Origin of the sequence: Chryseobacterium sp. MMS23-Vi53 (assembly GCF_047651245.1) — a bacterium.
Lineage (GTDB): Bacteria > Bacteroidota > Bacteroidia > Flavobacteriales > Weeksellaceae > Chryseobacterium.
The window spans coordinates 73,291-87,658 of the sequence record NZ_CP180265.1 but is presented as its reverse complement, the minus strand read 5'-3'; the positions used below and the strand labels follow the sequence as shown (position 1 = coordinate 87,658).

General features: G+C 34.2%; 14 protein-coding genes. 5 read left to right on the top strand and 9 right to left on the bottom strand.

Going from position 1 to position 14,368, the window contains the following annotated elements:
• Nucleotides 1–15: 15 nt before the first annotated feature.
• Nucleotides 16–690 (top strand): tRNA (5-methylaminomethyl-2-thiouridine)(34)-methyltransferase MnmD, encoded by a 675-nt coding sequence (mnmD, locus tag ACKX2A_RS00415; protein WP_415327047.1) that lies wholly within the window; start codon nucleotides 16–18, stop codon nucleotides 688–690.
• Nucleotides 691–1,091: 401 nt separating this feature from the next.
• Nucleotides 1,092–1,508, top strand: a complete 417-nt coding sequence (locus ACKX2A_RS00410; RefSeq protein WP_415327046.1) for an NUDIX domain-containing protein — start codon at nucleotides 1,092–1,094, stop codon at nucleotides 1,506–1,508.
• A 35-nt stretch (nucleotides 1,509–1,543) separates the two neighbouring features.
• Here ACKX2A_RS00410 and ACKX2A_RS00405 read toward each other — a convergent pair whose 3' ends face one another.
• Nucleotides 1,544–2,248 carry a DUF4294 domain-containing protein gene (locus ACKX2A_RS00405; protein WP_415327045.1) on the bottom strand — a complete coding sequence of 235 codons (705 nt, stop codon included), beginning with the start codon at nucleotides 2,246–2,248 and terminating at the stop codon, nucleotides 1,544–1,546.
• Nucleotides 2,249–2,299: 51 nt separating this feature from the next.
• Between ACKX2A_RS00405 and ACKX2A_RS00400 the strand changes: the two genes are divergently transcribed.
• Both ACKX2A_RS00400 and rpe read left to right on the top strand, forming a co-directional pair.
• Complete coding sequence (locus tag ACKX2A_RS00400) at nucleotides 2,300–3,373, top strand: M42 family peptidase (protein ID WP_415327044.1); 1,074 nt, start codon at nucleotides 2,300–2,302, stop codon at nucleotides 3,371–3,373.
• A gap of 93 nt (nucleotides 3,374–3,466) precedes the next feature.
• Nucleotides 3,467–4,117, top strand: coding sequence for a ribulose-phosphate 3-epimerase (rpe, locus tag ACKX2A_RS00395; protein ID WP_415327043.1), 651 nt, complete (start codon nucleotides 3,467–3,469; stop codon nucleotides 4,115–4,117).
• 302 nt (nucleotides 4,118–4,419) lie between these two features.
• Here rpe and ACKX2A_RS00390 read toward each other — a convergent pair whose 3' ends face one another.
• Nucleotides 4,420–4,833: a DUF1772 domain-containing protein gene (locus ACKX2A_RS00390; RefSeq protein WP_415327042.1), complete on the bottom strand. Its 414-nt coding sequence runs from the start codon at nucleotides 4,831–4,833 to the stop codon at nucleotides 4,420–4,422.
• A gap of 303 nt (nucleotides 4,834–5,136) precedes the next feature.
• Here ACKX2A_RS00390 and ACKX2A_RS00385 point away from each other — a divergent pair, with 303 nt between their 5' ends.
• Nucleotides 5,137–6,981 (top strand): alpha-L-fucosidase, encoded by a 1,845-nt coding sequence (locus ACKX2A_RS00385; RefSeq protein ID WP_415327041.1) that lies wholly within the window; start codon nucleotides 5,137–5,139, stop codon nucleotides 6,979–6,981.
• Nucleotides 6,982–7,127: 146 nt separating this feature from the next.
• On the opposite strand, the gene ACKX2A_RS00380 is transcribed toward ACKX2A_RS00385, so the two are convergent.
• The 7 genes from ACKX2A_RS00380 to ACKX2A_RS00350 form a co-directional block, all read right to left on the bottom strand.
• A complete protein-coding gene (locus ACKX2A_RS00380) occupies nucleotides 7,128–7,544 on the bottom strand; it encodes a nucleoside-diphosphate kinase (RefSeq protein WP_072959412.1) in 417 nt (138 codons plus the stop codon).
• A 453-nt stretch (nucleotides 7,545–7,997) separates the two neighbouring features.
• Entirely contained in the window at nucleotides 7,998–8,924 is a 927-nt protein-coding gene (rsgA, locus tag ACKX2A_RS00375; RefSeq protein ID WP_415327040.1) for a ribosome small subunit-dependent GTPase A, read from the bottom strand.
• 150 nt (nucleotides 8,925–9,074) lie between these two features.
• The gene (locus ACKX2A_RS00370; RefSeq protein ID WP_415327039.1) at nucleotides 9,075–10,154 is read right to left on the bottom strand and encodes a chorismate mutase; all 1,080 of its coding nucleotides are present in this window, start codon (nucleotides 10,152–10,154) and stop codon (nucleotides 9,075–9,077) included.
• Nucleotides 10,155–10,641: 487 nt separating this feature from the next.
• Complete coding sequence (locus ACKX2A_RS00365) at nucleotides 10,642–11,070, bottom strand: hypothetical protein (RefSeq protein WP_415327038.1); 429 nt, start codon at nucleotides 11,068–11,070, stop codon at nucleotides 10,642–10,644.
• Between the two features lie 191 nt (nucleotides 11,071–11,261).
• Nucleotides 11,262–12,347, bottom strand: a complete 1,086-nt coding sequence (gene dnaX / locus ACKX2A_RS00360; protein WP_415327037.1) for a DNA polymerase III subunit gamma/tau — start codon at nucleotides 12,345–12,347, stop codon at nucleotides 11,262–11,264.
• 101 nt (nucleotides 12,348–12,448) lie between these two features.
• Entirely contained in the window at nucleotides 12,449–13,075 is a 627-nt protein-coding gene (locus ACKX2A_RS00355) for a TetR/AcrR family transcriptional regulator (protein ID WP_415327036.1), read from the bottom strand.
• A gap of 9 nt (nucleotides 13,076–13,084) precedes the next feature.
• A complete protein-coding gene (locus tag ACKX2A_RS00350; RefSeq protein ID WP_415327035.1) occupies nucleotides 13,085–14,341 on the bottom strand; it encodes an aminotransferase class I/II-fold pyridoxal phosphate-dependent enzyme in 1,257 nt (418 codons plus the stop codon).
• Between the last annotated feature and the right edge of the window lie 27 nt (nucleotides 14,342–14,368).

Here is a 14,368-nt window from a genome sequence, read left to right as displayed (position 1 = left end):
TTGTAAAAAAATAGCTTGAAAAGAGAAATTAAGACCACAAACGACGGAAGCAAAACATTGTTTATCAATGATTTAAATGAAAACTACCATTCTCATCACGGTGCACTTCAGGAAGCAGAACATGTGTTTATCAAAAATGGACTAAATATTATAAATGATTACGAAATTAATATTTTAGAACTCGGTTTTGGAACAGGTTTGAACGTTTTAGTGACAATTAATGAATATTTAAAAACTGACAAAAGTCATGTCATCAACTATTATACACTAGAAAAATATCCCATAAATGAATCAGAAATGAACGATTTGGCATATTTTGAGCTCTTCGACAACCCGGAATTCAAAAATATTTATCAAAAAATTCATCTGGCAGAGTGGGAAAATTCAGTAGAAATTATTAGTGGTTTCAACTTAAAAAAGATAGAATGTGACTTTTTTGAATTGAAAAACATAGACTTACCTAAAATCAATCTTGTTTACTTCGATTGTTTTGGAGCGAGAGTACAACCCGATCTTTGGGAAAAACCTCTGTTTGAAATGGTTTCCGACAAAATGGCAGTTAACGGACTTTTAACAACCTATTCTTCAAAAGGCAGTGTAAGACGAATTCTTCAAGACCTAAATTTTAAAGTGGAGAAGAAAGCAGGACCTCCGGGAAAAAGAGAGATGATTAATGCGGTTAAACTATAGGATGGAAGTTTGAGGATGCTACTAACTGCTTTATTATCTACAAAAGTTTGAGCTTATACCTTATTATATATTGAGGTTTAAAAAAATTATTCTCAAAGTTTGTCATTTCGGAGGAATCTAGATCCTTGACAGGATGACAAACTTTGTACTTTATTCCATGAGATTGCATCTTCACTTTGTTCATCGAAATGACGGCGGACTGCAACCCTAGTCCCGATTGTAATGGCATCCTTTTGTTTAGCTAAGCGGAAAAAAAGATAAAGTGGAAAGTGGGAAAAAGCTTTAAAAAAATTATCATAAGGTTAATGGTTCACCTCCAGCTCACCATCTTTTTAAAACTTCCAGCTTCCGCTTCCAGCATCCAGCAAAATTTCCTACATTAGCTTTACAAATTATTAAATATGATAGATAAGATCAACATTAGAGTGTATGCCTGTGCGGTGAAGGATAAAAAAGTTTTAACATTATTTGAAGAGTACGCAGGTGAACCTTTAATGAAATTTCCGGGTGGCGGACTGGAATATGGCGAAGGATTAATAGAATGTTTACATCGAGAATTCGATGAAGAGCTGAATGTAAAAGTAGAAGTTGTAGAGCATCTTTATACGCAGGAAGATTTTTTGGTTTCGCGTTTCAGAGAGAATGAACAATTGCTTACCATCTATTATATCGTGAATATCGTAAATGAAGAAGATTTCCTGATCATGGATCCCTGCATCGAAAAAACAGAATGGATTGATATTGATACACCCCACAATCCGTTTCCTTTACCCGTAGACAAAATTGTTTTCGATAAATTAAAAGAAAAATTCCTGTAAAATTTACAGGAATTTTCTTTATCTAATTATTATTTTTATCGTGAGACTCTGAATTCACTTGCTCCCGGATAAGGTTGCAAATACCCTGAATTCCAGTTAGATTGAAGCAGGGACTCCAAAAATTCGTCGGTTCTGTTTTCGTGCGGATTGTATTTGTCTTTCAGATCAATATCTGCCATTTTTCCTTTTACATTCCACCAAAAAGCACTCCATCCACCTCTCATTTCTTTAATGATTTCGTAAACATTTTTTCCTGTTGCCCTATTCATTAACTTTGTAAACACCTGACCTTCAGTGGTTGTCAAATCACGCAATTGCTTTTCGTATTGATCCGCAAGCATATTTTGACGGTCTTTAATGTATTTTCGCTTTGCCTTACTGTCCATATTCGTCATTTCTCCCTGAATATCTCTGTATTGCTGTAAAGCTGTGAGAAACAAAGGATAAACACGATACAGTTTTTTGTTTAAGAAATAGTAATAATTTCTGTCTAATTGATTATTGAATTTCGGTTTATTAAGCAACACTAGCTCATCCATAACAACAACAGTTTCCCCGTTAATCTCATAGATCCTGGCCTTTTGCCTTTCGTCATAGAAATATTTATTTCCAAATTCATCTACCTTCAACAGCTCTGCAGGGTATTGACTTAAAGGTTTCGCAATAACGGAATCCTTCTGAGCCGAAATACTGACCCCAAAAAAGAAAAGAAAAAGACAAACAATCTTACTAAAATTCATTATTTTTACGCGTATTATAAGCAAAATTAAACGCAAAAATCATTCCTTTTTATGAAATTTGAAAAGAAATCTTTGAAATTTTTAGAAAAATACTTAAACACTTCATCACCAACAGGTTATGAACATGAAGGACAAAAAATCTGGATGGATTATATAAAGCCATATGTCGATAAAATTGAAGTGGATCATTACGGAACTTGCTATGGGATAATCAATCCAGAGGCTGAATTTAAAGTAGTGATTGAAGCTCATGCTGATGAAATTTCATGGTATGTAAACTACATTACCGATGACGGATTGATCTACGTTATCCGAAACGGAGGCTCAGATCAGACCATTGCACCTTCAAAAGTTGTGCATATTCATGGAGAGAAAGGAATTGTAAAAGGAGTTTTCGGATGGCCTGCGATCCACACAAGAGCCAACCAGAACGAACCGACTCCAAAAATCGAAAATATCTTTATTGATTGCGGAGCGACATCCAAAAAAGAAGTTGAAGAATTGGGAGTTTACGTTGGCTGTATGATCACTTACCCCGATGAATTCTTTGAATTAAATGACCGTTATTTCGTTTGTAGAGCACTAGACAACAGAATCGGAGGATTTATGATTGCTGAAGTCGCAAGGCTTTTAAAAGAAAACAAAAAGACGATTCCTTTCGGTCTATACATTACAAACTCAGTTCAGGAAGAGGTTGGATTGTACGGTGCTGATATGATTGCAGATACAATAAAACCCAACATCGCAATCGTTACCGATGTTACCCACGATACAACAACTCCAATGATCGAAAAGAAAAAAGAAGGTGACCAAAAATGTGGAGACGGACCGGTTGTTTTCTTTGCACCAAGCGTTCATCATACGATCCGTGAATTAATCATTGATACAGCTAAAAAGAAAGAAATTCCTTTCCAGAGAGCAGCGGCAAGCAGAGCAACAGGAACCGATACGGATGCCTTTGCACATTCTAACGGCGGAGTTCCGAGTGCATTAATTTCGTTACCTTTGCGTTACATGCATACAACAGTAGAAATGGTATCAAAAGAAGACGTTGGAAATGTAATTAAGCTGATCTACGAAACGATTTTGAAAATCCAGCCGGAAATGAAATTGAAGTATCATTAAAAAAAGAATTTAGAAATTAAACTCTTAGAAGTTAGTTTTATTCTAACCTTTAATTTCTAACTTCTAAGATCTAAATATTTAAGTAAAAAGTAAATGAAAACGAAGCTTATTGCTCCTTCCCTTTTATCTGCAGACTTTGGGAATCTGCAAAGAGACATCGAAATGCTGAATAATTCGCAAGCCGACTGGTTTCATGTGGACGTGATGGACGGCAGATTTGTTCCTAATATTTCGTTTGGTTTTCCGGTTATGAAAACAGTTCAGCAGCATGCAAAGAAATTTGTAGATGTACATTTGATGATTGTAGAACCGGAAAAATATGTGGAAGAATTTATAAACCACGGTGCAGACTTGGTTTCCGTTCACTATGAGGCTTGTACTCACCTTCACAGAACGATTCATCATATTCAAAATTTGGGAGCAAAAGCGGGAGTTGTTTTAAATCCTTCCACCCCTGTTTTGATGCTGGAAGATATTATTGCTGATGTAGATTTGGTATTGTTAATGAGTGTAAATCCAGGATTTGGAGGACAAAAATTCATTGAAAATACATACAAGAAAATCGCAGAAACAAAAGATTTGATTTTAAGTAATAATTCAACAGCTTTAATTGAAATTGACGGAGGTGTAAATCTCGATAACGCAGCAAAACTTTTCGAAGCCGGAGCTGATGTTTTGGTTGCAGGAAATGCAGTTTTTTCTGCAGATAGTCCTGAAAGAACCATTGAATTACTGAAGATTTAATTCTTTAAATACATACAAGAGAAAAGGCAGCTGCGTCGAGTTGCCTTTCTTCTTTGAAAATCTGAGCCTTTAATGGTTATTAGTTTTTTGAAGACTTTAATGCTAAATTTCCTTGTCTAATGCTGATGTAAATATGGTAATAAAATCTTACAAAAACATCCGTAAAAACACGGTATTTTAACATAAGTATTTCTACTTATCTCAAATTTTAATTAATATTTTCAGCTAATCAGCTTTATTCCAGATGCAGGCGCAAATGGTTAGAATTATGGAAATTACAGAAAAAACAGTTCTGATGTTATTTAAAAAGTTCCACCTGTTTTCAAATTATCGCGCATTTCTTTAATTGCTTCTGCCGTAGAATTAGCAATATCAAATTTATCCAATTGATCATTTAACGGAACATTTCCAAACATGGTAACACCGAAAACTCCGATCAGATAAGCCAAAGTTGCCATTAATAAAAGAATAAAAACAGAACTCTGACCTCGGTACAAAAATGTCGAAACCGGAAGCAGAAAAGCCGTTCCCATGAAACTTATAAAAAATACAGGATTTAAAATCTCCCGATTGATAAATTGCAGTGATTTCAGATATTCTGTATCCGATAATTTCCCTAAGCCAAGTACAACGGAGCAGGAATAGGCATAAAAAAGTCCGGCTATCAAAGCCGTCAGCGTTGCTGTAATGATGAGAATAATTGTAGTCATTTTCATATAATTTATTTTGATGATGTGATGCTGAAATTTTTATGTGTTGTTACTTCGCAAAAGCACAATTAAATTTTATCGAAGATAAAATCCTTGCGCCTTAAAACACCATTTTGAAACATATATTGCATCTATGCTAGTTTCCAACCAATCCAAGCATAAAAATAATACATTAAAACAACTATTATACTGAAAATCATTCAATAATAATTTTAAAATATTCCCGAATCAACTTACTTAACATAATCTTTGACTTTTAAACAAGGATTTTAATTCTCCTTTCCTTATTTTAGTGACCAAAACAAAAAAATGAAAGGTAAATTCATCAGCATATTATCTTTGGGATTGATTTTAATGACAGGAAAAATTCAGGCTCAGAATCAAACTTCCGATTCAAAAAAAATGGAATGGTTCCAGGATGCCAAATTGGGAATTTTTATTCATTGGGGAATTTATTCTGTAGAAGGAATTTCAGAATCGTGGGCTTTTTTCAATAATTATATCAACCACGATAATTACATGAAACAGCTAAACGGATTTTCCGCTTCACAATATAAACCTGATGAATGGGTAAAATTAATTAAAGATTCCGGAGCAAAATATGCCGTCATTACCACAAAGCATCACGATGGTGTTTCACTTTGGGATTCAAAAGCAGAAAAGGCGACTACAATTCCTAAGAATTCTTTAGCTAAAAAAGATGTTCTAACGCCTTTCATTTCTCAACTCAAAAATTCAGGTTTAAAAACTGGCATCTACTACTCTCTTCCCGACTGGAGTCATCCCTATTATGACATTAATACAAGAACAAAAAAGCGCTACGAAATAAAGAATGATCCTCAACGTTGGGCGAATTTTGTCAATTATTATCAAACTCAATTAAGCGAACTTTCCAAGCAATATCAACCAGATCTTTTGTGGTTCGATGGCGATTGGGAGCATTCTTCCGAAGAATGGCAAGCTCCAAAAACATTGGAAAATCTCAGAAAATTTAACCCAAATATTATCATTAATTCAAGATTAAATAATCATGGAGATTATGAAACGCCGGAACAGGGAATTCCAGTTGTAAGGCCACATAGTGATTATTGGGAACTGTGCTACACCATGAATGACGCTTGGGGATTTCAACCTTTTGATCAAAATTATAAAACGCCAAACATGATCGTGAGAACTTTGGCAGACGTTATCAACATGGGCGGAAATTTATTGCTAGATATAGGTCCGAAAGCAGATGGAACGATTCCTGAACAACAGGTCGAAATTCTAAAGAATTTAGCGAGATGGACTTCAAAAAATTCCGACGCGATCTATGGAACAAGAAAAGGTTTACCATTTGAAAATTATAAAGGTAAATCTGCCTTTTCGAAAGATGGAAAAAAATTATTTCTTTATCTTGAAGAAGCGAAAGATTTTACGAAAATTTATGGTTTAAATTCAATTCCTAAATCTGTCAGAATTTTAGGTGACAATACTGCCAAAATTGATGTAAAGAATGACAATAATGGAAATCTTACTTTATCTTTTTCTAATGTAAAATTTGATCAGGATGTTACTGTTATTGAATTAAGTTTTAATGATAAAATTAAATTTAACGAAAATATTAAAAAAGAAAATTCATCTTTAACTCAAATTTTAGAAAACCCAAATGCAAAATTGGCAACTTTCGAAATTGTAGAGCAAATACATTCTGGAAATAATATTTTCAATAATTCCGGCTTAACAAGTGACGGATTGGATATGAAAATTCAAAAAACACCTAAAACCAATCCAGAAATTCTTAACTGGATCAGTAAACATTCAGAAGCTCTTTATCAAACAGAAAAAGGTTTACCAGACGGACATTTCTCAGGTAATACCGCTTTATCAAAAGACAGGCAAACCCTGTATGTTTTCGTGGAAGGAACTCCAACCGGACCAATCGCTTTGAAAGGAATCAAGAATGGAATTGCGAGAATTCGCATTGTCGGAGAAGGATCTTTACTAAATCACAAGATTTACAATAAATTATACTGGAGCTCTACACCTGGCATTATTTATATTGATGTTCCGAAGGAAAGATTGGATAAAAATATGACCGTTATCGCTGTCCTTTTAGACAAGCCAATTGAATTGTATCGCGAAAAGGTAGGTGCCATTGAGAATAATTTGTAAAATATACAGCTTCGAGTGCCTCAGACACCAACTGCGTAGAATCTGTTTCATTAAAACTGGTAGTTGAGGCACTCGAAGCCACATCCTAAAAAAACAAAAATCCGAAGAATGAAATCTCCGGATTTTTTATTTTGAAATAATTTTTCTTAGAAAATTTCTCTTCCAGAAAAATGGAACTGAGCTTCGATAAGAGCGTTCTCGTCAGAATCTGAACCGTGAACAGCGTTTTCCCCGATGCTTCTTGCAAACATTTTTCTGATCGTACCTTCAGCAGCTTCTGCCGGGTTTGTAGAACCAATTAGAGTTCTGAAATCTTCAACAGCGTTATCTTTTTCAAGAACAGCAGCAACGATTGGCCCAGAGCTCATGAATTCAACCAATTCTCCATAGAATGGTCTTTCAGCATGTACTTCGTAGAATTTTTTTGCATCAGCAACAGTAAGTTGAGTCAATTTCAAAGCTTTGATTTTGAAACCACCTTCTGAGATTTTACCTAATATAGCACCGATATGTCCGTCTGCAACAGCATCAGGCTTAATCATAGTGAATGTAATGTTAGACATAAATGTATATTTTTTTAATGGCGCAAAAATACAAAAAAATTCTATTATTTTTATTTTAAAGTTTTTTTAACAAAAAAATAACTTTTATTAAGAAATTATGAATTCAACTTTGGCACAGTAATTGTTTATTCTATCACGATTCTCATGTTTAATTTGAGTTTTCATGGTTATTAGTTTTTACCCAGCTTAGGCTGGGTTTTTTATTTCCTGATATTCCCCAAATTTTAACCCTAACTTTAAGAATATTAAACAATTAAACCAGTGTTTAAAATTTAAGTACCGAAGTATTAAGTTTAATTAATATCCAAAAATGATTTTATGAAATATATTTAATGATGAAAAATAAAATGGTCTTCTAATTTTTACAGTCAATTTTTATACATGAAAACATTTTCCCAATAAATTTTATTGAGAATTTTAAAAATTAAGAAATAAATTTAATTGAAAACAGAATTATTTTTGAGTGTTTTCTTCCGCTTCATCCATTAATTTAATATAAGTAGAATATCTCGAATGTTGAATTTCTCCGGTTTCTAATCCGTCTAATACTGCGCATTTTGGCTCATTGATATGAAGACAGTTATGATATTTACATTCTTCTCTTTTTTTGAAGATTTCCGGAAAATAATGCTGTACTTCTTCTTTTTCGATGTCGATCATAGCAAATTCTCGAACTCCGGGAGTATCAATTACATTTCCGCCAAAGTCCCAAAAATGCATTTGTGCAAAGGTTGTTGTATGTTTTCCTTTTAAATGAGTATCAGAAATTTCAGAAGTTTTCAAATTTAACCCAGGTTGTAAAGCATTCACCAAAGTAGATTTTCCGCAACCGGAATGTCCGAAAAATACTGACGTTTTGTCTCTAAGAAGTTCCTGTAACTGATCTAAATTTAATCTTGAATAGGAAGAAATCTCCAAAGAATCATAACCGATTTCGTTGTAAAGAAATTCTACATCTTTTACAATTTCGATTTCTTCTTCATGCAAAACATCAATTTTGTTGAATAAAATTAATGGAGTAATGTTGTATGCTTCACAACAAGCCAAAAATCGGTCGAGAAAACCAAGTGATGTTTCGGGATGTTTTAAGGTGAAAATAAAGCAAGCCAAATCGATGTTGGATGCAATAATGTGAGCTTCTTTTGAAAGGTTTACAGATTTCCTGATCAGATAGTTTCTGCGTGGTTCGATCTTCGTTATCCAGGCAATATCGTCCTGTTCCAACTGAAATTCCACAAAATCCCCTACAGCAAGCGGATTGGTAAGTCTGGTTTTAATTAATTTAAATTTTCCTCGAATTCTGGCCTCGAAAATTTTCTCGGTTTCCAATTCCAAAACCTGATACCAACTTCCTGTAGATTTAATGATTTTTCCTTTCATATTTTAAGATGATGCAAATATAAGGAATTCGGATTAGGTTTGAGTTTTTTTAAGGTATGAGTGTTCGAGTGTCTGAGAGTTTTAGTGTTTATGGAAAGCGTTGTAAATATTACGCTTATATCTCTAAAACTCTCAAACACTAAAACTCAATTATCTATCAATCATAATGCTGTTCTGCACTTCGATAGATTCTTCGTGAATTGCTTTGAAAACTTTTTCGATAAATTCTTTCGACATTCCCGTTTCGCCAGCTTTTTGAGTTGCATATTCTGTAATCACTTTCCAACGTTCCGGCTGGAAGATTGCGATGTCATTCTCTTTTTTAAGCTTACCGATTTTTTCAGAAATTTTCATTCTTTGAGAAAGTAAATCGATTAGTTGGAAATCGATATCGGAAATTAAAGTTCTGTGTCTTCCCATATCGCCTTCAAATCCTGCTAATCCTGAGTTTCTTACTTTTAAATTACCAATTAATTCAGCCAAAACTTCCGGTGTAATTTGCTGTGAAGCATCACTCCATGCTTCATCCGGATTGCAGTGAGATTCGATGATAGCACCTTGGTAACCAACGTTTAATGCTTCCTGTGTAATATCTGCCAATCCGGTTCTGTTTCCGCAAATATGTGAAGGGTCGATCAACATTGGAATATTTGGAAACTGACTCTTGAAATCCAACGCAATCTGCCAATTTGGATTGTTTCTGTATTTTGTTTTTTGGTATGTCGAAAACCCTCTGTGAATCACACCAAGATTTTTAATTCCCTGTCCTAAAAGTCTTTCTAAAGCTCCGATCCACAAAGCCAAATCTGGGTTTACAGGGTTTTTAACCAAGACAATTTTCTCCGTTCCTCTCAAAGCCATTGCAATTTCCTGAACGGTAAAAGGATTTACTGTAGAACGCGCTCCGATCCAAAGGATGTCGACATCCGCTTCAAGAGCCGCAAAAACGTGGTGAGCATTGGCAACTTCTGTCGCAGTTTTGAAACCGTATTCCTCCTTTACTTTTTTCAGCCAGTTCAGACCGATAACTCCTACTCCTTCAAATCCGTTTGGTTTTGTACGTGGTTTCCAGATTCCTGCACGGAAAATAGGAACATTGGCGTTTGTTTCCTTGATTCTCCTCGCTGTCTCCAACATCTGAGCTTCACTTTCCGCGCTGCATGGTCCCGCAATCATCATTGGCTGTTGGAACTCATTAATCCAATCGTTTTTTAAATCTTTTAAATCCATATTGTTAATTTATTTATATTTCTAATTTTTTGGTCATATATAAACAGCAAAAAGCCATCATAAAATTACTTTATAATTTCTTTCAAAAAGGCCGTTAAAATTTTTTTAAAGGAATCAGGAAATAAGAAGAAATCTATTATCCCTGTGATTTTTTTGGAAGAAATTCAGTTTAGCAATACCAATAATAAAATCGATAATACGTTCTGAAATTTCTAAAATAAGAAAAAGAAAAACCAAAATAACCGCTAAAAAATTCAGCGGGTGCAAAAGTAGACGTGTATGGCTTTAATAAGTTTTCCACTTGTAAAATTGTCTATTTCTAGCTTTTCTTTGTTTGTTTTGTCTTTGTCAAAAAATGATTTTCTGTACAAATCTTTGACAAATATATAAAATTTATTTAAATACAAGCTTTTTGGTAAAATTAATTTTCTTTAATCTAAATCTTGATTTTTAAATATAAAATTAATTAAAATCGATCGATAAAAACTTATGTTAAATCAAATCTCATTAAATCATCAAGATCTTTCAATAAAGGATTTTTTTCTATAAACTTTTCAAAGATTTTTCTTTTGGTCATTACTTCGACCTTCAGATTTTCAAAATCTCTTTTGTAATCTACTTCAATAGAAAAATTGTGAACCTTTGTTTTAAAATGATTAAAAAATTCTCTGCTTACTTTATCAAATTCAACTTTCGCAGAATCTGAAGGATAAGAAACCGTGATCTGATTTTCACCGGATTTTATCAGTTTAAAAGCTTTAATTGCATTAAAAACAAATGTATCTTTTCTTTGAAGTTGCTTCAATAACAAATTCCATTCAACCTGCAGATCGGTATCAGTAAAATGATTTTGAGGAAGGCTTTCTGTTTTTACGGCAACTTCATCTTCTGTCTCAGTTCTTTCCTCTTTATTCAAAAAAGAATTGATGCTGAAACCGGAAGATCCACCTTGTCTCGATAAAGGTTTTGTAGTCGTTTTTTTGACCTCAACTTCCTGAGGATTGCTAAGATAGGCAGCAGGTTTTTCTTCAACCTTCTGTTCTTTTATTTCATTTGGTTTTTCGGGTAATTTGATCTCCTGTTTCTCATTAAGAAACGGAGCTAGAATTAAGAACTTTTTTTTTTAGTAACGTCTGAATTAGCCGTCAAAGAAGCCAATTGCATTAAAGCAATTTCTACCGTAAGTCGAGGATTTTTAGAATTTTTATAATTAATATCTGCGTGGTTACAGATCTCAATCGCATCTATAAGTTGTTGAGGATTCCATTTCTGAGCCTGTTCCACAAACTTAGTTTTCGTTTGCTCTCCTACCTCAATGAGATCGATCGTAGAAGCATTTTGAGCCATCATTAAATCCCTGAAATGATTTCCTAATCCGGCAATAAAAATATGAGGGTCGAAACCTTTTTTCACAATATCGTTGAATGCAAAAAGTACTTCAGGAATTTTATTTTCTTTGGCTAAATCTACAATCTTTAGGTATTGATCATAATCCAAAATATTCAAAACTTCGGCAGCTTTGGCGAGTGTAATATTCTTTTGGGAGAATGTAGAGAGTCTGTCAAAAATCGAAAGAGCATCTCTCAACGCACCATCCGCTTTCTGAGCAATAAGATATAAAGCATCATCTTCGTATTGAATATTCTCTTTTTGAGCAATATTTCTAAGATGCGCCTGAATATCTTCTATCACGATTCTTTTGAAGTCGTAGATCTGGCAACGAGACAAAATGGTCGGAATGATTTTATGTTTTTCAGTAGTCGCCAATATAAAAATGGCATGAGCCGGTGGCTCTTCAAGTGTTTTAAGGAAGGCATTAAATGCCGCAGAAGACAGCATATGAACCTCATCGATGATATACACTTTGTATTTACCAACCTGAGGTGCAAAACGCACCTGATCAATCAACTCACGAATATCATCCACCGAGTTGTTGGATGCTGCATCCAGCTCATAGATGTTGTATGCGAATCCATCTTCTGAAACAGAACCATCTTTCTCATTGATCTTTCTTGCCAAAATTCTGGCACATGTAGTTTTACCTACACCTCTGGGACCACAAAAAAGAAGAGCCTGTGCTAATTGATTTTCTTCAATAGCATGTTCTAAAGTATCTGTAATGTGCGATTGTCCAACAACAGTGTCAAACTCCTGTGGACGATACTTACGAGCAGATACAATAAAATTTTCCATTGGCCAAAAGTAAGAAATATAGTTCTAATTTGAAAATGAAAAGTTTTCAAATTATCAACAAAACTTATTTTTTGGTCAAATAGGAAAACTTTTTCTCATCATTATTTTTTTTGGTAAGCGAAATCGATCAATTCAGTGATTGCTTTTTCGATCTCTCCTCTTCCATCTTCGGTCTTTAAATCGATACCGCAGAATTTACTAGCGTTGTAACCTGTATAAAGATTTAAATAATATGCACCTGAAATAATCAAAGCCATAATTGCTCTGTATCTTGTTGCATCTTCACCAAAGTATGGATCGGCAATATGTTCGAAAAGCATACCTCCAACCTCTTCACGTTGATCTACCAACTTTTTAAGCATTAGTTTACTCTCAGAAAGTTCCCAAAGAATAATCTTCTGAAGTTCTTTATTCTTTTTAAGATTATCGAACTGATTGAGTACCATAAGCTTGGAAAGTTCTTTTCCACCGTCTGAAATATCAACCTCAACATTTTGATTTACTTTCGTCCAGTAATCCTGAGATTTGATGTATTCATCGATCAACTTCTCTGTACTACCGAAGTATTCGTATATTAATTTTTTATCAAAACCTGCAACGGCTGCAATCTTACTTACTTTAAGACCGGAATATCCTTTTACTCTTAAAATTTTTCCAACTGCAGCCAACAGTTTTTGTTTTGTTTTTTCTTTGTCCCTTATTGGGCCTTGCACAACTTTTCTAGGCATATAGTATATTTATTTTTTTGCAATATGCAATTTATTATTGATATCTTCAAATGCATTAAGCGTTTTGTCCAGATGTTCTTTCTCATGTCTTGCCGACACACTCATCCTTATACGCGCATCTTTTCTTGGTACCGCCGGATACAAAATCGGGTTTGTATAGATACCTCTATCAATTAGTAGTCTTCCAACGTCACCTGTTACATGAGGATCACCAATTTTTACAGGAATAATTGCCGAACGCGTAATTCCTGTGTCTAAACCAAGATCATCAAGTCCTTTTTTAAAGTAATTGATGTTGTCCCAAAGTTTCTGTCTCCAGATCGGTTCTTCATCAATCAGATCAATAGCCTTAATAATTCCGGCAGATGAAGGGGGAGCCGTAGCCGAAAAAATTTGTTGGCGAGATTGAAATCTTAATAAAGCTACAATTTTTTTATCAGCAATTACATATCCTCCTAAACTTCCAAAGGTTTTACTGAATGTTCCTGTAATTATATCTACTTTATCCAGCAATTTTGCTTCCTCCAAAGTTCCCCTACCTGTTTCTCCTAAAATTCCCACACCATGTACATCATCCACCATTAGGAAGGCATTGTATTTTTTTACCAAGTCGTAGATCTCATTTACTCGCGATGTATCCCCATCTTGTGAATACACTCCATCTATTACTACCAGCTTGGTACGGTATATATTTTCAGAAGTCTTCAAAATATGTTCCAAAGCTTCCAAATTATTATGAGGAAATGTTTTTTTATTGGTAAAAGCACATCCCTCGTGTACACTTGCATGTACTGCCATATCTAAAATGGCGATATCTTCTTTTTGCAACAAACACTGTAGCGAAGCACTATTCGCAGTATATCCTGTTGTAAAAATGGCTGCTTCTTCCTGTTGTCTTCCAAAAAAAGAAGCTATTTTATTTTCTAATTTGTTGTGATAGTCAAAATATCCCCCGATAAGCGGTGTTGCACCTGTTCCGGTTCCATATTTCTCAATCCCTTCTATCGCTGCCTGTTTTACTTTTGGGTGTTGTGTAAAACCGAGATAGTCGCTCGAAACGAAACTTACATATTCCCTGTTTTCGTTCCTGATATTTACATTTACTACAGAGTTTGTACCTGTGGTATTTTTCAATCTGTAGTTCATATGCCCCTGAGATTCAACGTACTCCAAAAACTCATAAAATAAATCTGCACGCTGTGCAATATTATGATTTGGAATATCTTCGAAATCCCTAACTGTGGCTGTGTTAAAGTCAATGTTCATCCTTAAAGTTGTTAGCTGTTTAATATA

Bases quoted from the DNA above. Each gene is read 5' to 3' on its own strand.
- ACKX2A_RS00410 (WP_415327046.1), top strand. From the start codon at position 1,092: ATGATAGATAAGATCAACATTAGAGTGTATGCCTGTGCGGTGAAGGAT.
- ACKX2A_RS00405 (WP_415327045.1), bottom strand. From the start codon at position 2,248: ATGAATTTTAGTAAGATTGTTTGTCTTTTTCTTTTCTTTTTTGGGGTC.
- ACKX2A_RS00400 (WP_415327044.1), top strand. From the start codon at position 2,300: ATGAAATTTGAAAAGAAATCTTTGAAATTTTTAGAAAAATACTTAAAC.
- rpe (WP_415327043.1), top strand. From the start codon at position 3,467: ATGAAAACGAAGCTTATTGCTCCTTCCCTTTTATCTGCAGACTTTGGG.
- ACKX2A_RS00390 (WP_415327042.1), bottom strand. From the start codon at position 4,833: ATGAAAATGACTACAATTATTCTCATCATTACAGCAACGCTGACGGCT.
- ACKX2A_RS00385 (WP_415327041.1), top strand. From the start codon at position 5,137: ATGAAAGGTAAATTCATCAGCATATTATCTTTGGGATTGATTTTAATG.
- ACKX2A_RS00380 (WP_072959412.1), bottom strand. From the start codon at position 7,544: ATGTCTAACATTACATTCACTATGATTAAGCCTGATGCTGTTGCAGAC.
- rsgA (WP_415327040.1), bottom strand. From the start codon at position 8,924: ATGAAAGGAAAAATCATTAAATCTACAGGAAGTTGGTATCAGGTTTTG.
- ACKX2A_RS00370 (WP_415327039.1), bottom strand. From the start codon at position 10,154: ATGGATTTAAAAGATTTAAAAAACGATTGGATTAATGAGTTCCAACAG.
- dnaX (WP_415327037.1), bottom strand. From the start codon at position 12,347: ATGGAAAATTTTATTGTATCTGCTCGTAAGTATCGTCCACAGGAGTTT.
- ACKX2A_RS00355 (WP_415327036.1), bottom strand. From the start codon at position 13,075: ATGCCTAGAAAAGTTGTGCAAGGCCCAATAAGGGACAAAGAAAAAACA.
- ACKX2A_RS00350 (WP_415327035.1), bottom strand. From the start codon at position 14,341: ATGAACATTGACTTTAACACAGCCACAGTTAGGGATTTCGAAGATATT.